Source organism: Spirosoma terrae, from assembly GCF_010435915.1.
Lineage (GTDB): Bacteria > Bacteroidota > Bacteroidia > Cytophagales > Spirosomataceae > Spirosoma > Spirosoma terrae.
In genome coordinates this window covers 16,507-43,041 of the sequence record NZ_JAAFZH010000018.1, presented here as the reverse complement: position 1 = coordinate 43,041, position 26,535 = coordinate 16,507, and the positions used below count along the sequence as shown (strand labels likewise).

Below are 26,535 nucleotides of genomic sequence, written 5' to 3'. Positions count from 1 at the left end.
TAGTCTAATCTGTGTCAGCGAATGCGTTCCTCTCTACTGCTACTTGTTTATGGGCTTTGGCTGATCTGTCCGGTACGGGCTCAGACGGATACCCCGGCTGGTAAAAACCTACCGGTAAAAGTATCGGGCGGCTTGAATGCTTATGCCGGGTTCTATACAGCCAGTGGGATTACCGCCCGAAATCAACCGTCTCCTTTTGGTATCAGTGGATCGGTTACGGTGGCGTTACCGGGCGGTATTTCACTTCCGTTTTCGGCGGTGCTGGGCAATCAGGGAAGTAGCTTTCGGCAACCATTCAACCAGTTTGGTGTATCGCCATCCTATAAATGGGCAACGGTTCACGCGGGCTATCGGAACGTATCGTTTTCGCCCTTTACGCTGGCTGGCCATACATTTCTGGGTGGCGGTGTCGAACTGAATCCCGGCAAACTCCGGCTTGGTGCTGTCTACGGTCGCTTCAATAAGGCGATTTCTTCTAACCTGGCTGAGCCTGATATCATTCCGGCCTATCAGCGTAGCGGCTATGCCGTGAAAGTGGGCTACGGTAAACCAGGCAACTACGTCGATTTTATCATGCTACGGGCCAAAGACGACTCGGCTTCCATTACTACCACACCTCAATCTGTTACACAAACCGTTTCACCTGCCGAGAATCTGGTTGTGGGCATAACTACCCGGCTGCTAATCCTGAAGCACATTACGGTTGAATTAGATGGCGCGGTTAGCGCCTTTACGCGCGATGTACGTAGCACCATTGTTTCGGCAGAAGGAAGTAATCCGGTGGTCCGCTTTTTCGGTAAGCTCCTGACCCCGCGTTTATCGACCCAGCTAACGCAGGCTACGCAGGCATCGGTTGGCTATCAGGGGCAGGGGGCTAGTCTCAAGCTTCAATACAAACGGATTGACCCGAATTTCCAGACAATGGGAGCGTATTACTTCCAAAGCGATATCGAAAGCTACGCCATTGCGCCCAGCCTGACGCTGATGGAAGGAAAGCTGCGGCTGTCGGGGAGCTATGGTATTCAGTACGACAATCTGGCCAACAACAAAAATGCCCGCACTGGTCGGTCTATCGGTTCGCTGGTTGTTTCCTATAATCCGGCTAACAAATTCGGACTCGACGTGCAACTGTCGAACTATGGCATTAGCCAGCAGGCGGGTCTTCGGCCGATAATCGATACGTTGAAGCTGGCTCAGAACAATCTGTCGGCCACGGTTAATACGCGTTATACGCTTCAGAAAGAGGACGTATTGCAGGTCTTCACACTGACCACTACGTATCAGAAACTGAGCGATCTGAACGCCACTACCGCCAGCCAGACCGAGAATAACAACGTTAACCTGAATCTGGGCTATTTCTACCAACAGACCACAACCGGATGGGGTATCAACGGCATGTTGTCGTACACACAAACGCAGCTCCCCATTGCCGTTGGCGATACGAATCAGACCGTCCGGTTCTTCGGACCAACGATTGGCGCTACCCAATCTTTTGTGGAGAAGAAGCTAACCACATCTTTCAATGCCAGCTATCTGGTCAATCAGCAGTCGGGAATAACGGGTAAAGTACTGACCGTGTCGGCGAATGGTGGCTATCAGATCGCCAAACGGCAGACGATCAACGTATCATTCAATTATCTGAACTCAAATACGGGTATTCAGGAACAGACCTTTAACGAACTCAGAGGCAATCTCGGCTATGGAATTTCTTTCTAAACAGCTGCCTGTTATAACCAACCGACGACCTTATCGATGGGGGCGGGTTGTCTGTATGTGGTGGATCGTATGGCTTAGTACGTCGCTGAGTCAGTCGTTGTTCGCGCAGGTTTTCCCCTTGCAGATACAGGTAAACGTAATGCCTCCCTACAGTGCCTATTTGCAGGATTATCCCGGAACGGGCCAGCAGGTGCGCGTTTTTATCATTAATACCAGCCGTACTACGTATCAGATTCGGCTCATGGGCCAGTTGACGGGCGATAACGGTATCGACATTCATACGTCGCCCAACTACCGGCCACCCAGACCCGTAACCATTCCGCCCGGCCAGACGCTGTTGACCCGGAATGATCTCGAAGGACTTTTCGATCTGAATCAGGTTGAGGTAACCGGTATCGACAAAAATCTGTTGTCGAGAGGTTTTCCACTGCCCGACGGTACGTATCAGCTTTGCGTTCGGGCGTATAACGAAACTCCTACCAATACGGCTGCCGTTGCGTTTGGGCAGCCGCTTTCGGCCGAATTCCCAATCGGTTGCTCGGCCCCAATCGTGGTTCGGTCGGTAGAGCCACCCATTCTGATTTCGCCCTTCTGCGAGGCTACCGTAACCGCTACGATGCCCCAGGCAATGGTATTCACCTGGACACCGCCAGCAGGCGTATCGCCAGCGTCGGTCGAGTATACACTACGTGTTGTGGAACTACCGCAGACCGATGTTGATCCAAACGTATTTATCGATGCTATAGCACTGCCCAAATCGGGTGTCGAGATTCGGAATCTGCGGACCAGTACGTTCCTCTATGGGCCTACACAGCCGCTCTTGCAGGTTGGTAAGCGTTACGCCTGGCGCGTGCAGGCCATTGATCGGTCGCGCAAACTGAACTTTCAGAACGATGGCAAAAGTCCAGTATGTGCGTTTACTTACGGAGCTTCTGACACGCTGAGCGATAAAAAACCGGTGGCATACGTCTATAAATCAGGCGAAATTGGCGCTTCCTGCTCGTGTAAATACACCTTTACCGGTAATAAAGATAGCAATAACAAACCGGCTCTGGAGGCCGGAAAAGCTACCGTTGCGGGCTTCCCGATAACCTTTCTGAAAACAGCTGACGGGGTCAAGGAAGTGGACGGCGTACTGACGGGTAATGCGACCATTCCTATGCCGATTGTCAACAATCCTTATTTCAAGTTGCGGGTTCAGCTGGTGAATGTACAGTGTAATGAGAAGGGCGAAGTCATCAACGGCTATGTGCAGGCCGTTCGTAGTAATAAATTTCCCAGCATTTTCCCGGCGGCCAGCAAGCCCAGCGTCAAACCGCCCGGAATGCCGACTATCAGCACCGAGAATGCCGACAGCGTAGGAGCGCAGGTCCAGAAACTCAGTGATCAGCTACAAGCATTTCCCGGCCAATTGCTCTCGCAGGCTGGCGAAGTCGCGAAGAGCGTGGGCATGGAAGTACCCTTTGGGATCGACAAAAACCTAGGGCCGATCAGTACGAACATTGCGATTACTGATGTGATTTTCACGGCTGAAGACGCCTATTTCAACGCCACTACGTTTATCGAAGCGCCGGGGATGAGTGCCCAGTTCAACGGCATACCACTGGCGGGTTATCACATTTGCATTAAACCCGACGGCACCTGTGGCGATAAAGTGCTCTATCTGGCGAAAGATATGGTTGCGTCGAGCCTGCTCACACTAAAAGGTGGAGCTGTAGCCCTGAAAATACTTCAGAACAAGGTGACGCATGTAGTTTTTGACGAAAATGGGTTTAAGACCCTGCACGTATCGGCGGGTATCAATACACCCGGCTTGCTCCGTAAATCGAACGATCCGGCCACTAACGGCCAGCCGCTCGAACTCCTGGCCACCTTTGATATGCCATCGGCCGATTTGCCAAAGCCCGATTTCAAAAACTGGACGGCCAACGTGCAAACCGAAGACGATTTCTATGCATCCGCTTTGCCCGACTTTGTGATGTCGATGAAAGATGAGAATGGGACTATTCACCCCGCCATTTACGACCACGACGATATCAACAACCCTGGCACAATGCCTGCCAACTACGATCCGGGCAAAGATCCTACCTGGAAGGGATTGTATTTACCGACTCTGTCGGTGACGATGCCCTTTATGAAGGCGCTCAACAACGGGAAGAACGTACCCGTTGCGGTGAAAAACATGATTTACGATGCCAATGGTTTTACTGGCGTTGCCTTAGCGGGAACCACTCAGGAACCGCTGATTGCGCTGGGCGAAGGGAGCCTGGGCGGCTGGTATTGTTCCACCGATCAGCTCTCGCTGACGTTTGTACAGAGCAGCTTCACGGGGGGCGGGTTGAACGGGCTGGTTGTGTTGCCTATTTTCAAGTATACCGCCGGCGACAACGCCGGTAAGTCGTCTGTGTGGCCCTGGACCTGTACCTACACCAAAGATGAGCAGAAAGGCAGCTCGTTCCAGTTTGTGGTATCGCCTAAAAACGATGCGGAAGTCGACATCTGGAAGGCAAAGTTATCCATTGAGAAAGAAGGGCAGACACTGAAAACACTCAAAAACGGCCAGCCCAACGTAACAGCTATTACCGCTACGTATAATGATGTAGGTTTTAACGCGAAGGCGGTGCTGAATATGACACTCAGCCTGAACACAGGCATATTGATTGCCCCCAATATGAAGGTAGAGGGGTTGACTTTTCAGACTAATCCACCGTCTGGGGAAGATGTTTTCGATCCCGGTGCGTTTACGGCCGGGCTGAACTCGCCACAGCGCTACATTGCCGGTGACACTGAAGAGAGCGGCCTGCCGCTGGAGCTGAAGAGTGTTAACGTAGCGAAAGCGACCAGCAACAAAGCAGGGGAATATGACATCAATCTGATGGGCGCTATGAATCTTACCAAAATTACGTCGGTAACGGCCGGAGCAACAGGCTACGTTCGCTTCTCGATTGGTAATAATGGACAGGGCAGACCCGACTGGAAGTACGTAACATCAGATATTAAAGATGCTTCGGTTCATGGCTCGATAGGGCCGCTAACAATAGACGGTTCCCTGGTTAAATACGGATTCGACGGGGGGGGATTTGGTGACCCGGTATACGGTAAAGGGGTTTCGTCCTCCTTAACGGTGACCATGCTGGGCGCCAGTTTTGGAGGGATTACCCTGGAAGGCTATTTCGGCAGTAAACACGATACACAAGGCTGGTATCGCTACTGGCAGGTAGGCGGTTATGCCGAATTGCCCGGTGTCGGCGTGCCCATTGCGCCCGCCATCAATCTCCGGAAATTTGGCGGTGGGGCATTCAATAACATGAAGATGACCCTGGACACAACGGCTAAAGGCGAACCTACGGGTAACATTAAATTTGCTCCACAACGTGGCGGATGTGGTTTTCAGGCAGCTATGGGTATTACAACGGTCGACGGTACGGCCGTTGGCCTGACGGGGCGGCTCTCGGTCGGCTTCAACAATTGCGACGGCGATTTGAGTCTCAACAACGTAACGCTCGATGCGAATGCGCAGCTATTGGTTGCCGATAAGCCACTGGCCGAAGGGCGCGGTATCTTTTCTATTGATTTCGTCAATAACAGCCCCACACTGATTACCGGAAATGCTACGTTGGTGGCCGACTATCGGTTAGGTGGATTCTTTGCCAGTGGTCATGGCGAATTGGGCTTACATATCGACCTGGTCAATACGGATAATTTCTACGTATACCTCGGCAAACCCGTCAGCGACAAGGATCGGGTGACGGTAACGTTCGGGTTGGACGTTAAAGACAAAAACATCTTTAGCCTTGATTTTGCGTCGTACTTCTTTCTGGGTAAGGCACAGTTGGCTGGGATCAATAAACTGCCGCCCAGCCCTTATAAAGTGGATGAAGCCCTACTGAAGCAATTGGGGTATGTAGGCGGCTCCAGCGTACCGAAGGATGCACTGGCCTTTGGCGCAGGCATGAACTTTACCTACAACGATAACTTCGGGCCGTTTTACATTGATTTTACGGCGCAGGCCGGATTCGATCTGTTGCTGAGAAATGGCCTAACCTGTGCCGGTGACCCATCGGCCGATCCGGGCTCGGAAGCCGCTAAGGGTAATATGAATCCAGGTATTAATGGTTGGTATGCCAACGGACAGCTGTATGCGGCATTGGATCTGGAGTTAGGCATCGAAATCGATATGTGGTTCTATTCCGGGCGGGTCGAAGCGCTGAAAATTACGGCAGCCGCTCTGCTGGAGGGGGGCGTAGTCAATCCGGTATGGCTGCATGGTAGCGCCCTGCTGAAATACCGGGTGCTGGGTGGCCGGATCAAAGGATCGGTAAAGGCGGAGTTCTGGTACCAGAAAAACTATCGGTGTGTGGTGGCGATGCAACAGCCAAACCCATTTGCCAGCATGCCGATCATTTCGATGGTGTTACCCAGTGGCAAAGATCCGATCAGCACGATCAGCGCGCTTTACGCCAGCTTCAACTACCCGATCCGAACACTGATTGAAGTCAATGATGTGGACAAAGACGGAAACGTACTGGATACGTATCGCACCTTCCGGCTCGATTTTAAACCAGGGCAACAATTTAAGTTGACCCCGGCCAACGGCAGCGTAAATAGCCAATACGTCCAATGCGTCAATGTTGAAACAGGCCGACTTGTACTGGATCAGACTGCGGGGGATGACTTTGAAGAAGGAAGCTATAACGCTACGTTCTACCGCGATGCGGCACTGATCCCCAATACCAGCTATTCGCTGACGGTCGGTATTCAGGTATACATCAAAGCCAGCAACTGCGTGGACAAAAACAGTGGGCTTCCTGGCAATTGCGGTAGTATTCAGGGCAACTGGGCCGAATATCTCTTTGCCAGTAAGGGAAAAGACGGTAAGCTGGATAAACCCGCTAGTGTCAATGACACGCAGACCGTTCAGTTCCTAACGGGCGATTGTAATGGTACGCTGACGCGCGAGGGTTCCGATGCTACGGTTAATTATTCGTTCCCCTTCGAAGGTCAGCGGTATTTCACCGTGGGCGATGCCACTGTTGGGTATGTGGAGAAGACCGCCATCAGCTGTTGTAATGAGTTAATCAAGAGCGATGAAAACTTTGATCTGAACGTACGGTTTGTGCCACTCGCTGCTCCAACAGGCGGTGCGTTCAACGTCGATAATGCATTGTTGGCCAGTAAAGTCAACTATGATGGCATTCGGGTGTCCTATACGATTCCCGTGGGGTTGAAAAAACAGATGATCTACCGAATCGACGTAGTACGTGTTCCGAACGATAAGTATATACAAGCGCAGATCGCTGAGCTGGAGAAGCAGAAAGAAAAAGCTCGAATGGCCATGATGGTGGCTGTTGCTGCCAATATGCAAACCCAGTTCTATACTGGTTTCTCTTCCTTCACAGCGACTAGTAACGCGCCGGATAAAACAACAGGTACTACTTTGTCTGGCGTGTCGACACCGGGTGCACTGGCCGGGCAGATGGCTGGTAAGCAACCCAATCTGGGTAATACGCCAATGCCCGGTCAAATGAAGGCTGGTGGACAGGCTTCCGGTAATTCAAATTCGGTACCAAACCCGATGGCTTCAGGAAACCTAACCGCTTCCGTTAAACCGGGAGCTGGTTTGGGTGCACAGGCAAAAACGATTAATGATCTGTCTACGCAGTACGTATCGAATGCGGTCGAATACCAGCAGTTAGGTTCGGGGAAACTGGGTAGTACGACTATGGGGCTGGCTGTTACGGCAACGGCGCAAACGGACAACAGCAAAGTCAAACTGACGCCGGAAGAGCAGGCTACCCAGATCAAGAAGAAATACGAGCAGTTGCTATACAGCTATCCGTTCCAGACGAGCCGCTACAACACGCTGGCCGAAAAACTCAGCGATACCCAGATTCTGAGTAATGAGGTGAAAAACCTGGTCAATGGGAATCCTACTACCGATGGCTATTTCGTGGTGCCGATGAAAGGGAAGGAGGGATTCGATACGTATGAACTTGAATGGGAAACACTGAAAAAAGGGATCGTTCGTCCTCCCTTGGTGCTTTTCCGTCCCGACGATGCGGGTAATCCCTGGTTCAATGACTTTGTAAAACCAACTGTCGATCTGATCAACAAACTCGCTACGGCCACCAAGAGTAATGGGCAAAAACTGTTCACCGCCAAAGGTCCGGCTGGTCAGCAGGCTACGCTCGAACCGGTCGACTACGACCGGCTGATGCGCTCCATCATGTCGTTCAACTGGCTGCTGGAAGGTGCCGAAGCGCCACTTACTGATCAGGAAATTATGCTTCTATCCACCAAAAAATAAGCTCACTCAGCCATGAACTACTGTCAACTAATCAGCCTCTCGTTCTTCGTTGCTGTTGTCTCCGCAAGTAATGTCTGGGGGCAGGCGAAGCCGATGAAAGCTGGCGTACCAGCAATGACTGCAACCGATATGACGCTTTTGGTCAACGCTGGTACGTTGGGGAGCCAGCCAACACAGAGCCAGACACAGAATGGTACCTACACGAATCTGTCGGACGTAATGGCATCGCCGGGAGCATCCTTCAATGGGAACTCACAGAAAAACACGACTACGGTGGTGGGAGCATCCATCAACGGTCAGCTTAACCTTCCGGATACTTACGCGAAAACCAAGCCGGGCAAATACGGGATCGCTTTCAACGCCAACTTAGTAAAAGATCTGTACCAAAAACGGATTCTGAACAATCTCGACAACTTTATCGAAGCGGCCAGCGTCAATTTGAATCCTAACAACAATAAGGAGCTGGTCGACCAAATGATCTATGCGATCATTGAGTCTGCGAAAGCCTGGGGGAGTTCGCAGGGGTTATACAGCGATGCGGTGTATAAAGGAAAAGACATCTATAAGGAGAATACGCCTTTTGTGATGAACATGCATAATCAGTTGGATAAGTTGAACCTGAAAAATCTAATTGAAGGACCTGACCCGATAGGCATATTGGCGCCACTCATTCAGTATGCGACGGGGCAGGCCGGGGCCAGTTACGGAGATACTTTTCTGCTATTCTATGCCCTGGAAAATAACAGCAAGCCAGCGGCCGCTATGGCGGCTCTGAAGCTGGTTTATTTGTTTTCCGTTGATAACGTAGTGAAGCAAAATGATCCGGTTTTCAAGGCACTATATGACAATTATGTGCTCCGGAAACAGGGCAATAAGCTTGGTACGTATCAGTTTGCTGCTAACCGGCACGGTACGTCGGTGCCTTTTAAGCGCTATGGCGTGCAATTTGGGGCGTTTTCGTGGCTTATTGGCAAGTCGGCTAATGCACAGAGTAGTGCATTATTATGGGACGATCAGTGCGATTGTCCGGAGCTTGATTTGTTTACCACCTGGTCGTCGTCCGTCACGCCATCCTCATTCATCATTCCGTAATCTGCTCAATCGATGAATCGCTACGTATTCCTGTTAATCGCTTTCTTGGTTGCTTATTCGGCAATTGCACAGCGTCCAAACAATAAACCCCGACCTGTTGCTCCATCAACGGTAACAACAAATTCGTCTGCTGATAGCCTGAGCCAGTTTCAGGTTATGCTACTGACTCGTTCGTATGGCGACTCGATTGTGCTACGTTGGGCACCCAACAATGCCTTGTTGTTTCGGGCTGCCGTTCGTGGCGGTGGTTACGTACTGACACGCCGGAGCCTGGGAGCCGACAAAAAACTGAAACCGGATTTTACCCGTAAAATTTCTCCCTGGACTTTAGATGAGTGGAAGCAGAAAGCAGGCCCGCGCGATACGTTGGCAGGCGTGTGTGCGCAGCTCCTGTATGGAAAAACCAGTGTTCAAAAAGCGGGGCAGGCGGTAACGCTCGATCAGCTTGTACAGCAGAAAACGCAGGACGATTTATTGTTGATGATTGGATTGACGCTGGCCGATGCCAATGCCCGTCATGCAGAGGGAATGGGCCTGCGATTTACGGATCGTAACGTTGAGAAAGACGCGGTTTACTTCTATTCGATTTATCCGTTGGCCAACTCAAAAAACTATCCTACTTCGCTCGGAAAAGCTACTGTGGTCAACGATGGACCGACGCCACCACCCGTCATGGTTCCCGTCAGTGCTGAGCCTGCTGATCGGGTCATTAAACTGCGCTGGAATCGAATGGCAACCCAGGAGCAGTTTTCGGCTTACTACATCGAACGCTCCGACAATGGCGGACGTAGCTTTCGTCGATTAAACAAACGCCCCTGGATGCAATCGTCGGTGGCGCAGTTTGCTACGGTTTTTGAGTATAAAGATTCTGTGGCCCGGAATTATTATCCGTATCAATATCGGATTGTTGGGATAACCCCTTTTGCTGAGTTGAGCCGTCTGTCTGCTGTCTTAACGGCGCAGGCTATTGATCAGACGCCACCGAGAGCCGTTTCAAAACTGAACGTAAAGCATCAGCAGGGTACGCGGGTTCAACTCAACTGGCAATATGGCAATGCTGCTGGTGATCTGGCCGGATTCGCCGTAGGTCGTGGTTCAGAAGCCAATGGCCCATTCAAACCCGTAACAACTGCCTTGCTTCCAGCCGGTACGACCACATTTGTTGACGAACATGCTGACCCATACGAACGGACGTACTACGTAGTGGTTGCGGTCGATACGGCCCGGAATGCTGCATCAACACCAGCCGTCTTTTGCCGATTCAACGATGTGAAAGGACCCGCTAAACCTAAAAACTTGCAGGGCTATATCGACACAACGGGCTTCGTTCGGGTAGTCTGGGACCCTAGTCCTGACCGCGATATTAGGGGGTATACGGTGGTATTCGCCAATGATCCGACCCATGTTTTTACGCCACTAACGGCGGGGTTTTTGCCGGCCAGTACCTTCGATGATCGCACTACGTTACGTACCCTCACTCGCCGGCTGTATTATCGGGTGATTGCCTGGGACCAGAAAAATAACCCCAGTCCGCCATCGGATATTCTGGTGCTGACACGCCCTGATAAAATTGCCCCGGCCGCTCCTGCCATCGAATCATTTGCCGCGACTGATACGACCGTCAAACTCACCTGGCGACCCAGCGCCAGCGATGATGTGAAGGAGCAGCTGTTGCTTCGACGTAACGAATCATCTGAACGCTGGCGCGAACACGCCCGGCTATCGGCTGGCCAGTTTACGTATATCGACACCGCTACGAAGGCAAATACGGCATATCAGTATGCGTTGATAGCGATTGATTCAGCCGGTCTGCGGTCGCCCGAATCCTTTCCGTTGCAGGTTCGAACGCCTAAGGCGTATCCGCGTCCGGCACAGCAGCTAAAAGCAAGTCTGACGTCTGATCAGAAAGCCGTAGTGCTAAACTGGAAACTACCGAACAACCTGGCTCGCTACGTCATCTACCGGGGTGTTAGTGGGGAGCCACTGCGTACCTACAACGCCGTTAACCGGGAGCAGACCTTTACGGATAAAGCTATTCAGCAGGGGCAATATGAATACGCGGTCAAAGTAATTTATCAGGATGGGCGCGAATCGGGTCTATCCAATCGGGTTAAAGTTGATGTCAAATAGCCATGAAATCACGCAACGGTTTTCTAGTACTGAGCTTGGTGCTGATGGCATTAACTCGCCTGGTTGCTCAATCCAACGCGCCTACGAACCTGAGAGTAACGGCTACGGCCTATAATCAGATCGATCTGGCCTGGGACGATAAATCGACGAACGAAATCAAGTTCGACATTGAGCGGCTGGGTTTGACGGGAAGTTTTGTAAAGATTGGCGAAGCCTTACCCAATACGCCCTCTTATCAGGATAAGTCGGTTACGGCTCTCAATACGTATACGTATCGTGTTCGGGCGGTTTTTGCAACGAGTTCGTCGACGTATTCCAATACGCTCACCGTGACAACTCCGCAGGAGCCGCCCGGAACACCAACCGGTTTTAGTGCGACGCTGCAAAATGGCAGCGTGGTCCTATCCTGGACCAATGGCAATGGGGGTACCGCTGCAACGTATCGCGTGGAGCGATCTATTCAGGGAGGAGCCTACAGCCTGTTACAAACGGTTTCCTATAGTCGAACACCCGGCCTGACCGACAATGGCGTACAGGGTGGACAGCAATATTGCTATCGGGTTCAGGCTGTTAATGGAGGTGGTTCGTCGGGATACGCCGGGCCCGCCTGCCAGACAATACCCTTGGCAGCTACCAACCTAAAGAACGTACAGGCTACGTCACTTAGCAGCAGCTCCATTAAGTTGAGCTGGACGCCCTACGGAAAAGAATCAGGCATTACCATTGAGCGACGGAAAGGGCAAACCGGTAGTTTCAGCAAAATCAAGGACTGGCTGGCCGACAGTGGCGAGTTCACCGATACGGGTCTGGAAGCCAATACCGACTATTGCTACCGTATTGGTGAAAGTGGTCATGAGTATTCAGTAGAGGTTTGCGCTAAAACACAACAGAGTGCGCCCAGTTCGCCCGGTCGTATGCAGGCGCAGGCGATTGCCTATAACCGAATCGACCTGCAATGGGCTGATCTATCGAACAACGAAAGTCGGTTCGATATTGAGCGGGCTGATGGACTATCGGGAGCCTATTCAAAAATTAAAGAAGTTGATGCCAATACGCAGAATTATACTGACAATAGCGTAGAGGGGAATAAGACGTATTGTTACCGGGTACGGGCTGTCAATGAGATTGGGGCCAGTGGTTATACCGATCCGCCTGCCTGTGCTACTACACCGGCGCCACCGGCGGGCGTACCTCAGAATCTCTCAGCCGTTGCTACGTCTACTACCCAGATTAGCGTAACATGGAATGCCGTTGCCGGCGCCAGTGGGTATCAGCTAGAACGTAGCCCGAATGGAGCCGATACCTGGCAGAACATTGGACCATCACCCGCTACGGCTACTACGTTTGTCGATAATGGTCTGACGCCAAATACACGTTACTACTATCGCGTTCGGGCGTTAAACAGTGCCGGTGTACCGGGTGATTTTTCCAGCGTTGCATCGGCTATAACGCCCGACGTTCCGCCAACTGCTCCTGCCCGATTGGCTATTACGGCTGTTACGTATAATCAGGTTAGTCTGCAATGGGCCGATCTTAGCAACAACGAAACAGGCTTTCAGATTGAACGATCGCCAGATGGCAGTGCCTGGACTAAGATTGATGAAGTCGTGTTTAACACTACGTCGTATATTGACAAAACGGTACAGCCTCAAACGAAGTATTATTATCGGGTACGGGCCATCAATGCGGCCGGTCCGTCGGCTTATACGACTCCTGTTGACGTAACAACGCCGGTTGGTCCTCCGGCCGTAACCCAGGATTTGAAAGCAACAGCCATCTCAACCACCCAAATCAGTTTAACCTGGACGACTGTTGTTACGGCCGCCACTATTCTGATTGAAAAAAGCACAACCGGAATGAGTGGCTGGACTTCACTGACGACTGTAGCGGGAACGACAACCAGTTATACGGATAACAATCTGACGCCCAACACGCGCTACTATTATCGAATTCAGGCAACCAATGTAAGCGGGACAAGCCCGGTCAGTAACGTAGCTGATGCGACAACTCCCGATGTACCTCCTGCTGCCCCAGCACGATTAACTGCTAAACCCGTGTCATCTAGCCAGATCGATCTGGCCTGGGCCGATTTGTCTACGAATGAAAGCGGATTTGAGATTGAGCAGAGCAATAGCGCAACGGGTACGTTCACAACCATTACGCGGTTACCGGCAGAGTCGACAAACTACGAAGTGAAAGGGCTTGCTGACGAAACGCAGTACTGCTTCCGGGTACGGGCTGTCAATGCGGCTGGTCCGTCGGCGTTTACAGAGCCAGTCTGTGCAACAACGCCATTAGCTCCGCCAGCAACACCTACGAATCTGAAGGCCGAAGTGGCCGACTATGATCAGGCTAAGCTAAGCTGGGACCCCGTTTCGTCGAAAGCCGTAACGCTTGTTATTGAGCGTTCCACCAATCCAAACAGCGGTTTTGTTCCCATTAACGAACAGCCAGCTACGCAAACGACCTATCTCGACAAAGGCCTACAGGAGTTTACGACGTACTACTATCGGATTCAGCTTAAAAATGCTGCCGGAAGCTCAGCGTATTCAAATATAGCCATTGCAAAAATTCAGGAGATCATTATTGCCATCGAAGATGAGCTTGATACGCATACGACTATCTTTTCGACTGATCGCACGTTGAACGTTGCTACCAACTGGTATAAGGTGATGCAGGCTGATATTCGTGTCGTTACGGTAACAGGGCAGCCGGTGTTGCACGATCATCGGCGCGTTGGTATAGCTGATACGTGGAGCTATCGACTGGATCAATGGCCTGCCGGTGTGTATATCGTAGCTATAGTTGCTGATAATCGGACGCTTACCAAACGTATTGTACTGCCATGAAAAAACAAGCGCTCTTTATTGCCTTACTGATTGGGCTTGTTGGTTGCCAGCCTAAAACGATAAAACCGATTACGGATCTGATCAGTAAAGTATGGCTGGCCGAAACGGTAAAAGAAGGCGATATTCTGGTTTACACAAAAGGGGCGACCAGCAATGCCAAGCCTGGCTACGTCAATTTTCGGCTCGATTTGAGTCAACCCAGCAAAGTCAGTCTTATTGATATTGACGGACGGCTGATTACGGGAACGTACACCATTTCGACCGATAATAAACGGCTCATCCTGGAAAATCTGAATCCAAAACCATCCAATACGGGCGGAGTTATCGAATACTATATCTTACCCCAGCCAGATGGAACCACGCTCAAACTGGAGCGGACTGCTGAGAGCCGGAAAACAGGAAACACTGTGAATCAATATGCTTTAATTACTGAGTAAGTGATTTTTAATACGACAAGTGGAGAAATAAGTCGTCTGCGGTAACAAATACTACCCATTGGCTAAGTAGATTTGAGCAATGAGCGAACGGTAACGTAAAAACAGGGGTCATTATATACGGCAGCTGGTTAATCTTTCGGCTTCATCGGTTATCTAATACACAAATGCCAAAAGAAAAACGACGTATGAACCGTTTAATGGGCCTGTTACTGGTTGGGTGGTTGGCTTGTGGAAATTCACTGAGTGCGGTGGCACAATTGTCTAAAGGATACAACCTTGGCGATGCCATTGCCAACTTCCAACTAAAAAATGTAGATGGCCGTACACTATCGCTTAACGATTATCAATCGCAAAAAGGATTGATTGTCGTTTTTACCAGTAATCACTGTCCGTTCTCTAAAGCCTATGAGGATCGCCTGATTGCGCTTGACCGTAAGTTTGCTTCTCAGGGATATCCCGTTTTGGCTATTATGCCGAACGATCCGGCAGCCTATGAGGACGACTCTTTTGAGAATATGAAAGCCAGATCACGGGATAAAGCGTTTCCATTTCCGTACGCGATAGATGAGACTCAAACAACCGCGAAGGCATTTGGGGCTAACCGGACGCCCCAGGTTTACGTAATGAAACGAACCAATGGTCAGTTCATTCTGGAATACGTTGGTACAATTGATGATAATCCGCAGGATGCGGCTAATGTACAACGACGCTACGTTGACGAAGCTGTGACTAGTTTGTTGGCTGGTCGCCCCGTTCAGTCGCCCATTACCAAGCCTATCGGCTGCGCGATCAAATGGAAGTAGTAAGGTTCTGGCACACCATTTGCCAAATGGGTTGATGAAAATCAAACTACACAAAACCTAATGGAAAAGTCACGCTTAAATTTTAGCCAACTGAAACACATTGCTGGTACTATAATGCTGGCTTCGTCACTCGTTTTTTTGCAGGCATGTAACTCCGATGGCAAAAAAGAATCCCGGACAGAAGATGCGCTGGAAAAAACGGGCGATGCTATTTCTGCCGATGCTAAAGACGCAACAGAGGACGCAAAAGCGGATATGAAAGAAGCAGGTGAGGAGGCTGAAATGAAAAAAGATGAGGCTGTTGCTGATTTTAAACGTGAACGCGATGAGGCCGTTGCTAAAATGAATGAGCAGAAAGATAAGCTGGATGCTAAAATTGAGAAGATGAAAGCCGATATGAAGCAGGAAAGTGCTGAAGCAAAGGCAAAATCAAAAGAGCAACTGGCTAAACTCGAAGACGAACGTAAAGAACTAGGCCGCGACATCGATAAAGCAAAAAATGCTACGGAGGATGCCTGGAAAGATATCAAAGTAGGTTTTAAACAAGCCGGTCGCAACATTGGAGACGCATTTGACAAAGCGGGCGACAAACTGGATAAAAACTAAGTGCTGGTTACTGCATAAAACAAGTTGAAAGAAACGCTGACCGTGGCCACGGTCAGCGTTTCTTTTTGTGGAATTTTGAGGAGATATTTCTACATCAGATTCGCGAGTCGGTGATGGACTTATTTTCCTGAAGGACCTGTTTGTAAATTTTTATCATTGCCATATAGCTGTTTTCAGCTAGCAACGAATTACTCGTCTATATCGATTTCCTCTTGGTTTGTCGTATAATCTTGATACAATGATTGATCGTAGTATATAAAAGTTGATAAGATCTGCTCAGAAAGCCTTGTATTCCAGGAGGGAAAATTGTTATTTTGCGGGCTAAATTGTACGTATAAAGCGAAATGTCTGTCATTAACAAGATCAGAGAACGTTCAGGACTGGCTGTAGGCGTTATTGCCGTCAGTTTGATTCTGTTCATCGTGGGGGGGGATTTGCTCGGCGGTCGTAGTCTGCTGTTCGGCGGAAACCAACAGGAAGTCGGTGAAATTGCTGGCCAATCCATCGATTATCAAGAGTTTAATGCCAAAGTGGACGAGCTTCGGGCTCAGTTTGAGCAACAAACTGGCCGTGCCCCAGCTGAGCAGGATTTGGTTCAGCTCCGCGAACAAGCCTGGAATCAGTTACTTTTTGAAATTGCCTATCAGAAAGAGTTTGATAAACTTGGTCTGAAAGTATCGCCAGAAGAGCTGGTTGACATGGTTCAGGGGAATAATATTAGCCCGGCCGTTCGTCAGGCGTTCACGAATCCTCAGACGGGCGTATTCGACAAAAGTACCATTATCAATTACCTGAAAGGGTTAAAAAATCTGCCTCCTCAGCAACAGGCTGCCTGGGCAAGTTTTGAGAAAAATCTGGAGTCTGATCGGCTGCGTGAGAAATACGAAGGGTTGATGCGTTTATCGACCTATGTGACCACCGCTGAAGCACAAAAAGAATATCAGGCTCAAAATGCAAAAGCGGATATTAAGTTCCTGTTCGTGCCGTACTACACCATTAACGATACTACGGTTAAGGTGACGGATTCGCAATTGCAGGACTATCTCAATAAACATAAAGATGAGTATCCGGGAGCTAATACCCGCTCGCTTCAGTACGTAACGTTTTCGATCGCACCGTCTAAAGAGGATAGTGCAACGCTCTACAACCAGATAAAATCACTGGCGCGTGGATTAGGCGCTGCACAAAACGATTCTACGTTTGCATTACAGAATAGTGATGTTCGCACTCCGCTTTACATGACGGCAGGTGAAATGCCAGAGCAACTCCGGGCCGCTATCCCAACTTTCTCTCCAGGTGGTATTTACGGGCCATTCCGGGAAGGTAATACGTATTTTATCTATAAATACGGCGGTACCAAACGCGACACGAGTTTCACAGCGCGGGCCAGCCATATTTTAATTCGGCCAACAGCACAGACCGATTCAGCCAAAGCCGAAGCGCGTCGTAGAGCAGAAAGCATCCTGAAGCAAATTCAGGGCGGTGCTGCTTTTGAAGCAATGGCGCAAACGAACAGTGCGGATGGATCGGCTCAGAACGGTGGCGATCTGGGCTATTTCAAGAATAATGGGCAGATGGTGAAGCCGTTTGAAACCGCAGTGTTTGGCGCTACGTCGGCAGGATTGTTACCTCGCGTAGTTGAAACGGATTTCGGCTATCATATTATTAAAGTAACCGAGCCGAAAACGAATCTGTTATATCGGGTAGCTGCTATTGGAAAGACGATCATTCCTAGCCAGACAACTCGTGATGAAGCGCTTCGGAAAGCCGATCAGTTTGCATCAGAAGTTCGGACGAAAGAAGAATTTGATGCTAAAGTGAAGGAAGATAAGTCAATCGTGGTAGCCACGGCTGATCGTGTTCCCGAAAATGCGACCAACATTAACGCACTGGCAGATGCTCGTTCGGTTGTTCGTTGGGCGTTCGATGACAAAACGGATCTGAATTCTGTTTCTGAGCCATTCGAAATAGGTGATCAGTACGTTATTGCCGTATTGACCAACAAAACAGACGAAGATGATGTAAAAGTTGATGATTACCGGGCTGAACTGACGGCTAAGGTACGTAACGAACTAAAAGGCGAACAGATTATCAGTAAACTTGGTAGTGCAAGCGGTACGCTTGAGGCTATTGCTCAGAAATACGGTGCTGGTGCATTAGTTGAGTCGGTAGAAGATGTATCGTTAGCTACTGGTTTCCTACGTAGTGCAGGTGTTGATCCGGTTGCGCTAGGCAAAGCATTTGGTTTGAAGCCAGGTAAGCGCTCGAAGCCGTTTGCTGGCGATGGCGGTGTTCTGGTTGTTGAAACAACGAAACTTACACCAGCTCCGGCTATTGCTGATTACAGCTTATACAAAACACAGCTGCAACAAAATAGTATGTCCCGGACAGGCTTCTACATCAACGAAGCGATTAAAGAAGCGGCTAAAGTTGAAGATCGTCGCGCTAAGTTCTACTAGTATCGATCTGCACATATAAATAGAAAGCCCCGATCTACAATAAGGTCGGGGCTTTCTATTTGCGAAACAAGCTAGCTATTGCTTTACCTGATCTTTCAGATAAGCCACCATTTTAGCGAGTGCTTTTGAGCGATGGCTGATCTTGCTTTTTTCGTCCAGCGACATTTCCGCAAAGGTGCGATCATGGCCGTCGGGAAGAAAAATAGGATCGTAGCCAAACCCACCAATGCCACGAGGTTCCTGTAAAATCTGGCCTTCTACAATACCTTCAAATTGGTGTTCAACGCCATGCAGCAACAGGGTGAAGACCGTGATAAAGCGAGCCTTACGATTGGATTCGCCCGATAAGTTAGTCAGCACTTTTTTGATGTTGTTTTCGAAGCTACGGCTGCCAGAGTAAAAAGCACTGTCGACTCCCGGCTCGCCCTGTAACGCATCTATTTCTAAGCCAGAATCGTCGGCGAAGCAGGAAACACCAAAGTTCGTCCATACGTATTCAGCCTTCTGACGAGAATTGCCGGGGATTGTGCCAGAGGTTTCAGGTAATTCATCCGTGCAACCAATGTCATTGAGCGTCTTAAGCAGGAAAGCATCTCCCAATGAAGTAGATACTTCCTCTAGTTTGTGATTGTTATTCGTAGCAAAGCAAAGTTCCATAAGTAATAGAAAAGCCGTTCATAGGTAAAACTACGAACGGCTTTCATACAAATTAAATAACGGTCGAACAGATTAACGTCCAGGTTGAGGCATTCCAGGCTGAGGGCCCATTTGACCTTTCTGAATATCAACGAGTTCAATGTCGAAAATTAATACTGAGTTAGCGGGGATTTTCGGATTGGCTCTTGGTCCATATGCCAGCGTTGATGGAATTAGCAACGTTGCCTTCTCGCCTTTGTGCAGTTTCATAACCCCTTCTTCCCAGCCTGGAATAACCTGACCAACGCCAATTGGGAATTGGATAGGATCTCCGCTGGCCTGTGGGTTAAGGCTTTTTTCCGAACTGTCGAAAACTGTACCATTTAGAAGCTTACCTGTGTAGCGTACTTTCACTACGTCGCCAGCTTTAGGTAAAGCGCCTGTAGAAGGTTGGTTAATAATATAATAAACGCCTGACTGGGTTTGCTGAGCTTTACCAGCGAAACCATTCTTAGCAATATACGCTTCAATGGTTTTGGTATCAATACCTTTTTGCTTCTCAAATTCGGCAGCCTGCGCCTTTTTATACTCATCTTCCGACTGAACATTGACCACTTTTACGGCGATACCGATGTCTGATCCTTTCGTAACACCAGGAGGAAGTGGTTGCATGGCCCGGGTAAACAATGAATCAGCACTAACGTAGAACGTAGCACTATCGCCTTTGCCAAGCATTGTTAGTCCTTCTTCGTAGCTACCTTTAAAGGGTGGCACTTGAAGTAACATCTGGAAAGGAGCTCCTTCTTTGTGCGTATCACGTAAAACAGAATCTTTACTATTGAGCAGGATTAGGTGGAGGCTCAGGATGTCGCCTACTTTACCTTTACGGGGGCTATCGGCTTGTTCGTGGATTTGGTACTTCAGGCCATTATCCGTAACCTGAACGCGGTTTTTACCGCAAGCCGCTACAACAGCGACGATCAGGGCGGCTTTCCCGAAATTTTTAAGAGACATAAATAAAATTAGTTTTCAGTTTAATAGTCTTCACTTGTCGAACTGTGGGCCACTTGGCTATAAGCAATTACACGATGGGGCTAAACTGTTTCCAGGAGTCGTTGCTGATATTCAGGTAAAATTTCCAAAAGCTTTCGTTCGGTTTCAGCTAAGGTTAGTTTGGAACGGCCGCCTGCTGCATTGCGGTGACCACCTCCGTTAAAATGTTTACTGGCTAGTTCTCGAACGGAAAAATCACCAACGGAACGGAATGAAATCCGAATCTCTTCCAGACGATCAATTAAAATAGCGGCCATGACAACACCTTCAACCGCCAATGCGTAGTTGACCATGCCTTCAGTGTCGCCGGTTTTGGAGCGATATTGTTTTAACTCAGCGTCAGTTAGCGTTATATAAGCAAACTTATAGTCTGGTAAAACCTTAAGCTTTTCATTAAGAACATAGCCTAAAAGGCGAAATTTGTCAATAGCGACGTTATCGAAAATTCGGCGATGAATGCTACTGACATCAATGTGGATATCGATTAGATCAGCGGCCATACGATGTACATCGCCAGTTGTGTTGGAGTGGCGAAATGAGCCTGTATCTGTCATTAAGCCAGCATACAGACATTCAGCAATCGGAACGTCAATTAAAGCCTTATCGCCCAGCTGGACAATTAATCGGAAAACGAGTTCAGCGGTTGCCGCAGCAGTAGGGTCCCAAAGGGCTAGATCCGTAAAGGATTCAGGCTCTAGATGATGATCAATTAAAATTTTCTTAGCCCGCGACTGCCGCACCATTGGCGCTAATTCCCGAATGCGGTCAAGACTTGAAAAATCAAGGCAAAAGATAAGATCAGCTTCTTCTACAAGCTGGTTTACAGACACCCGTATTTTTTCATCAAAGGGAATCACCTGCTCATTCCCCGACATCCAGTATAGATTCTGACCGTAATCGGTCGGAGTTACAACCGTAACGCGATGCCCTTTTTTCCGGAGGTAGCCCGCCAGTCCTAATGAGGAGCCCACAGCGTCGGCATCGGGGTTCTGGTGAGTGGTAATCAGCACAGTTTGTGGTTGTTGGAGAACTGTGCCAATTGCGTCAATATCTTGCATAAATAAACAGCCTGGGCTGTAATCGAAACCCAAAAGTACGAATAATTTAGATACGTATGGGTGCATTGAGAGGGGTGACAATTCTATTGAAAGTACTTACCTTTGCGCCCAATCTGATTAGGGTAAATAAATTTGGATAAATTCCTAATGGCTACAAACCAAACATTCACCATGATTAAGCCCGATGCTGTTCAGGACGGGCATACTGGTGCAATTATTAAAATGATTGAAGAAGCGGGTTTCCGCATTGTTGCAATCAAGAAAACTCAGTTAACTGCTGAGCGGGCAGGACAATTTTATGCGGTCCACCGCGATCGGCCGTTTTATAATGACCTACGGGCCTATATGTCGTCGGGACCCATCGTTCCGATGATTTTAGAGAAAGAAAACGCGGTTGCTGATTTTCGTAAATTGATCGGGGCTACTAATCCTGCTCAGGCAGAAGAGGGGACCATCCGTAAATTATATGCGAAGTCTATCGAGGCTAATGCTATTCATGGTTCCGATTCTGACGAGAACGCCCAGATAGAGGGTAGTTTCTTCTTCGCAGCAACTGAACAATTCTAATCCGGACCGGCATTTAGCAGCTTAATCCCTCAAGCTGCTAAATGCTAATCGGATACTTCTCATAATATTTGCAAAAGTCTTTTAGCGCACATTCTTTACAGTTGGGGGCACGAGCCAGGCACACGTAGCGCCCGTGTAAGATCAGCCAGTGATGCGCTTTGGGAACGTATTGTTTAGGTATATGTGCCATCAATGCTTTTTCCACAGCCAACGGTGTTGTGGCCGTTAAAGGAGCTAGTCCAAGGCGATGGGACACTCGAAAGACATGCGTGTCGACAGCCATGGTTGGTTCGTTATAAACAACCGACAAAATCACATGAGCGGTTTTCCTACCGACTCCCGGCAATGTTTGTAATTCATCGACTGTGGCCGGAATTTCACCTCCAAACCGATCCATAAGCATATTAGCCATGCCAACTAAATGCTTGGCTTTGTTATTAGGATAGGACACACTCCTTATGTAAGTAAACACTTCATCGACAGAAGCCGCTGCTAAGGATTCTGGTTCTGAAAATCGAGCGAAGAGTGCAGGAGTAATCTGATTGATCCGCTTGTCCGTGCATTGTGCAGACAAAATAACCGCAACCAGTAACTCGAACGGGTTACTGAAATTCAGTTCTGTCTTTGGCTCTGGAAAATGCTGGGTGAAATAATCGAGGAATCGCTTGAAGCGCTCTTTTTTTTGCATAAGGCAATAAACACTGAATGCTAGCTTTTACGTGCTGAACATAACCTAAAGTTCGTCACGTAAAAGCTAGTAAACAATGCTGAAGCATAGCAAAACCCACCTTCAGGCTTACGTATGCCGCAAGCGTGCCGGTGGGTTTGCCGGATGGTCTTTAGAATACTGTAAGATGGCTTGAACCGTGCTTTCGCGGGGTTGGCGCTCAATTTTATTCATCAAAGCCCTTAATTCAAGAGCTTCAAGGAAAAATGTCATCAATTCCGGTTCTGACATCATTGCGTCTTCAATGAGCAGGTTTTCCTCTGGTGAGGTCTCCTCATAGACGTACCGGATTACATCATCTTGGGTAAATGTTTTTATCATAACTCAGCGAACGTTTGCTCAGTTGTTTGCGCAGATTAATCAGCGCATAACGCATACGTCCCAAAGCTGTGTTGATGCTGACACCGGTTGCATCGGCAATCTCCTGGAAACTCATTTCCTCGTAGTGCCGCATAATAAGCACCTGACGCTGTTGTTCCGGCAATCGCTGGATCAGTTCGCGCAAATGCTCGTGTGTTTCCTGGCGAATTTGTAAGGACTCTACTGAATCCTCCGCAAACTCAAGCGTGTTGAACACACTGCTTCCGTCCTCAAACACCACACTGGGGTAGCGTTTATCTTTTCGGAAATAGTCAATGGCCAAGTTGTGAGCAATTCGGATAATCCAGGGTAAGAATTTGCCTTCTTCGTTATATTTACCAGATTTGAGTGTGTCTACCGCTTTAATAAAGGTATCCTGCATCAAATCTTCGGCTATATACTGGTCCTTAACAATCAGGTATATAGTCGTGTAAATTTTCGATTTGTGCCGCTGCACTAGTTTGGCAAAGGCTTTTTCATTACCACGGATATACAGGGAAATCAACTCACTGTCGTTTACCTGGGCTTTTTCCATTTTCAGTAAGACAATTAGGTAACGTAGAGCAGTGTTCCGATAGTGTGTGTGGGGGTTATGTTTTTTGTAATTCCAGGTAATGAGAGTATCAAAGTAAATCGTTTACCCACTCATTTGCAAATGAATAGTGCAAAAAAGTTGCCAAACGGCCGGTAATATTTGGAAAATTTCGCGTGCGGTGTTGAATTGATTTCTAAAATAAACATAAAACCAGTAAGGGCTTATTTAAAGAAAACATTGTATTTACGAAAGAACGTACACTATAGATTCATATTGATGTCGTAGCGTTTAAAATAAATCGAAAAAAAAATACATACCGGGCTATTCATGTATAAACGAAATACTCCAGAGAAGGATCGTTAAGAGTGTACTGTTCTATAGAGTTGGAAGTTTTTCGAGTTAAATAATTGATTATCTGGTTTTAGTGTTTACTTTTAACATCCAGATCAACGGCAACCCCGTTTGAATGGCTACTCATGAAAAGGTTAGTAATCTGGTTCCTCTTGTTCAATACTATTGGGTTTTGTCGGGCACAGCTACGCCCGGTTCTGCCTGATTTGAACTTTGACCGGAGAGGGGACTTCCATTATATGGATAGTCTACGCAATTTGGCTCATCGACATATAAAATCGACAGAACGATTACCGCATACGTCAAAGAATGATACTATTCGGCTAGAGGGGTTACGTTATTTAGCCATTGTCTTCAAACAATGGCGCCATGATAAAAGCGATAGTAGCTTCTACTACGCCAATCGGCTGGTTCAACAGGCAAAACACCTCAATAACCCTCTTTATCAGGTTCGGGGCCTAATGCTGGAGGAATATTTCTACCGGGTTCGAAAAAACGATTATCCTAAGGCCTTACAAATTAACCAGGAAGCATCAAAATTGTGCTCGGGGTTACCCAGACCTAGTTCTCCGCTTTGGCAGGTGCAAATGAATATGGGCGATATATACGTAGTGTTACGTGATTATCCCAAAGCATTACAAAGCTATCAGGCTTCCTTAACCTTATTACCGATCAATACACTTGTGTCGAAGCAGAATCAAAAATTGCTAATGGCTCAGGTGGTTAGTCAGATCGGAGAGGTTTACGATCGGCAAAGTAAAGTCGATGCTGCCAGGCTCCAGTTTGAAGAAAGCCGACGACTCACCCGGGAAACTTCTTCGTTAACCAACATCATTTACGCCGACGAGCGACTTGGTGATTTTTATAATACGCGCCAGCAGCCTGATAAAGCTATACCATACTATGAAGAAGCACTGGCAGGCTGGAAACAATTAAACAGTGCTGTTGGTGAGGCATCGGTTTGGGCTCGTTTGGCAGAATGTCATGCCCAGGCTGGTAATAGTAAATTAGCAATCTCCTATGGTGAGCGGGCGATGGCCGTAGCTCGTCGGCAGGATAATCTACGTATACAGCAAATGGCCAGCCATGCTCTATACCGTGCTTACAGGGCTGATAAGCAGACTGAGAAAGCTCTTGAGCTGTTTGAGGAGTTTAATATGGTTAAAGACAGTCTCAACAAGCAAAAACGAGTTGAAGAAACATTAGCCTTACAAAACGAGCATGCTATTCGGTTGATACGTGAAGAATCGGAGAAAAGACAATTAATTCAGCAAAGGGAGTTGATGGATGTACGTCGTCAGGCTGAAATCGCCCGGCTAAGAGCTGAAGCTGAACGCGAACAAATTGAAGGTGAAAGCCGAATGAATCAGCTTCGTCAACGTATTGAAACTGAGCGCTTACGTGCCGATTCTCAACGTAGTCGTCTGGAGCAACGCGCGCGTATTGAATCACTAAGCCACACCATTGAGCAAGAGTCATTAATGCGGCTGTTTCTGGTGTTTGGCCTGATCATGGTCTTAATATTCTTAGCTGTTTATTACCGTAAAAATCGATTGATTGCTCGGCAGAAGCAGGAGATTGAAGAGCTTAACCGAGGCCTGGAAGATAAAGTAGCCGAACGTACTGCCGAGCTTAAATTAGCCAATGATCAGCTACGGGCTAAGAACCGGGAAATAGAAGAAGCTTTGCTACGTGGCCAAACGCTCGAACGGAAGCGGATGGCTGCTGATTTACATGATAGCCTGGGTGGTTTGCTAGCGGCTATCAAAGTGAGTTTGTCGGCACTGAATCCTACGCAGATGCCGGAGCGAGAACAACAGATCTATCGTAATTTATTAGGAATGACAAAAGAGGCTTTTGCGGAAGTCCGATATCTGTCACACAATCTTCAGCCTGATGAGCTAGAAAAGCAAGGCTTATCAGAAGCGCTAACGCGATTAATTAACAAACTTAATTTGTCGCAGAAAATAACATTCCGTCTGGATAATGCTCAATTGCCGCGTTTAGACAAAACAACAGAATTTAATCTGTATTCAATTTGTATTGAGCTATGTAGCAATATATTACGTCATTCTGAAGCGACGGAAGCGGATATTATTTTCCGCCGTTTTGCTAACGAACTAAATATGATTGTCAAAGATAATGGTTGTGGTATGGATCCTGCCGACGCAAGTGGGATGGGCTTACGTAATATTCAGGCTCGTATGGATGCTGTCAGAGGACGTTATGAGGTACATTCTGGGGCTAGCGAAGGAACTACATTTATATTTATTCTACCTGCTTCCTCTGATATGGCTCCGTCTCCCTCTCATTTACTATAATCTAGGATACATATTATAGTTTAATATTCAGAGTTTCAAGTAACGTAGTTACTAGATGAAGGCTATCATCAGTTACTCCCACAACAGTTCCACAGGCCGAACATTGAATAAAATATAATTGATAGACACTATTTTTCACCGCAGCTGGTTGCATTTCGAATGATGTATGCTGGCAACGAGGACATCTGGATTTTGCCATAGCCTGAGTTTTAAATAGATGTTAAATATAAACCTGGAAATTGTAGCTAAAGAGTGAGATTATTAGCTATGAATAAAATAGCCCGCTTTTTGATAGCAATTTTGACTAAAATAAGGGGTTGTGGTTAATATATACTAACCGAATCTTTACTGATCAACTCTCTATTTATTGCTAGGGTAAAATAAGAGTACAATAGATACTTTTTCAATGCATCAAGCTACTCTAAAAGTATACTATATTGAGATTGTGTTTTCTTTTGGGTAATCTGTATCTGTTGATTACAGCTATACGTAGTATCAAGTAATGATTTATGCTATGTGTAGATTATA

Annotated in this window: 17 protein-coding genes; 11 read left to right on the top strand and 6 right to left on the bottom strand. The window is 48.0% G+C overall.

Annotated features, from left to right (window positions below):
- The first annotated feature begins 21 nt into the window (after window positions 1-21).
- The 9 genes from GK108_RS26755 (at window position 22) to GK108_RS26715 (ending at window position 18,399) form a co-directional block, all read left to right on the top strand.
- Window positions 22-1,716, top strand: a complete 1,695-nt coding sequence (locus GK108_RS26755; RefSeq protein WP_163954659.1) for a hypothetical protein — start codon at window positions 22-24, stop codon at window positions 1,714-1,716.
- Window positions 1,700-8,023, top strand: coding sequence for a hypothetical protein (locus GK108_RS26750; protein WP_163954658.1), 6,324 nt, complete (start codon window positions 1,700-1,702; stop codon window positions 8,021-8,023). Before GK108_RS26755 ends, GK108_RS26750 begins: the two co-directional genes overlap by 17 nt.
- A gap of 12 nt (window positions 8,024-8,035) precedes the next feature.
- Window positions 8,036-9,115, top strand: a complete 1,080-nt coding sequence (locus GK108_RS26745) for a hypothetical protein (protein WP_163954657.1) — start codon at window positions 8,036-8,038, stop codon at window positions 9,113-9,115.
- Between the two features lie 12 nt (window positions 9,116-9,127).
- The gene (locus GK108_RS26740) at window positions 9,128-11,245 is read left to right on the top strand and encodes a fibronectin type III domain-containing protein (RefSeq protein ID WP_163954656.1); all 2,118 of its coding nucleotides are present in this window, start codon (window positions 9,128-9,130) and stop codon (window positions 11,243-11,245) included.
- 2 nt (window positions 11,246-11,247) lie between these two features.
- Window positions 11,248-14,094 (top strand): fibronectin type III domain-containing protein, encoded by a 2,847-nt coding sequence (locus GK108_RS26735; protein WP_163954655.1) that lies wholly within the window; start codon window positions 11,248-11,250, stop codon window positions 14,092-14,094.
- Window positions 14,091-14,531, top strand: coding sequence for a hypothetical protein (locus GK108_RS26730; protein WP_163954654.1), 441 nt, complete (start codon window positions 14,091-14,093; stop codon window positions 14,529-14,531). The genes GK108_RS26735 and GK108_RS26730 overlap by 4 nt, the downstream gene beginning before the upstream one ends.
- A 185-nt stretch (window positions 14,532-14,716) precedes the next feature.
- Window positions 14,717-15,334: a thioredoxin family protein gene (locus GK108_RS26725; RefSeq protein ID WP_163954653.1), complete on the top strand. Its 618-nt coding sequence runs from the start codon at window positions 14,717-14,719 to the stop codon at window positions 15,332-15,334.
- A gap of 60 nt (window positions 15,335-15,394) precedes the next feature.
- Window positions 15,395-15,940 (top strand): sll1863 family stress response protein, encoded by a 546-nt coding sequence (locus tag GK108_RS26720; protein ID WP_163954652.1) that lies wholly within the window; start codon window positions 15,395-15,397, stop codon window positions 15,938-15,940.
- A 344-nt stretch (window positions 15,941-16,284) separates the two neighbouring features.
- On the top strand, window positions 16,285-18,399 hold the full coding sequence (locus GK108_RS26715; RefSeq protein ID WP_163954651.1) for a peptidylprolyl isomerase: 2,115 nt from the start codon (window positions 16,285-16,287) through the stop codon (window positions 18,397-18,399).
- Window positions 18,400-18,474: 75 nt separating this feature from the next.
- Here the strand turns inward: GK108_RS26715 and rdgB are convergent, their stop codons facing one another.
- The 3 genes from rdgB to GK108_RS26700 form a co-directional block, all read right to left on the bottom strand.
- On the bottom strand, window positions 18,475-19,056 hold the full coding sequence (rdgB, locus tag GK108_RS26710; protein WP_163954650.1) for an RdgB/HAM1 family non-canonical purine NTP pyrophosphatase: 582 nt from the start codon (window positions 19,054-19,056) through the stop codon (window positions 18,475-18,477).
- A 72-nt stretch (window positions 19,057-19,128) separates the two neighbouring features.
- The gene (locus tag GK108_RS26705) at window positions 19,129-20,049 is read right to left on the bottom strand and encodes an FKBP-type peptidyl-prolyl cis-trans isomerase (protein WP_163954649.1); all 921 of its coding nucleotides are present in this window, start codon (window positions 20,047-20,049) and stop codon (window positions 19,129-19,131) included.
- An 80-nt stretch (window positions 20,050-20,129) separates the two neighbouring features.
- Window positions 20,130-21,146 carry a DHH family phosphoesterase gene (locus GK108_RS26700; protein ID WP_212592896.1) on the bottom strand — a complete coding sequence of 339 codons (1,017 nt, stop codon included), beginning with the start codon at window positions 21,144-21,146 and terminating at the stop codon, window positions 20,130-20,132.
- Between the two features lie 147 nt (window positions 21,147-21,293).
- Between GK108_RS26700 and GK108_RS26695 the strand changes: the two genes are divergently transcribed.
- Window positions 21,294-21,713, top strand: coding sequence for a nucleoside-diphosphate kinase (locus GK108_RS26695; RefSeq protein ID WP_163954648.1), 420 nt, complete (start codon window positions 21,294-21,296; stop codon window positions 21,711-21,713).
- Window positions 21,714-21,750: 37 nt separating this feature from the next.
- Here the strand turns inward: GK108_RS26695 and nth are convergent, their stop codons facing one another.
- The 3 genes from nth to GK108_RS26680 all read right to left on the bottom strand — a co-directional run bounded on the left by nth (window position 21,751) and on the right by GK108_RS26680 (window position 23,335).
- Window positions 21,751-22,401: an endonuclease III gene (nth, locus tag GK108_RS26690; RefSeq protein WP_163954647.1), complete on the bottom strand. Its 651-nt coding sequence runs from the start codon at window positions 22,399-22,401 to the stop codon at window positions 21,751-21,753.
- 108 nt (window positions 22,402-22,509) lie between these two features.
- Entirely contained in the window at window positions 22,510-22,761 is a 252-nt protein-coding gene (locus GK108_RS26685) for a hypothetical protein (protein WP_163954646.1), read from the bottom strand.
- Window positions 22,736-23,335, bottom strand: a complete 600-nt coding sequence (locus tag GK108_RS26680; protein ID WP_163954645.1) for an RNA polymerase sigma factor — start codon at window positions 23,333-23,335, stop codon at window positions 22,736-22,738. Before GK108_RS26680 ends, GK108_RS26685 begins: the two co-directional genes overlap by 26 nt.
- A gap of 476 nt (window positions 23,336-23,811) precedes the next feature.
- Between GK108_RS26680 and GK108_RS26675 the strand changes: the two genes are divergently transcribed.
- Entirely contained in the window at window positions 23,812-26,007 is a 2,196-nt protein-coding gene (locus GK108_RS26675; RefSeq protein WP_163954644.1) for a tetratricopeptide repeat protein, read from the top strand.
- Window positions 26,008-26,535 lie beyond the last annotated feature (528 nt).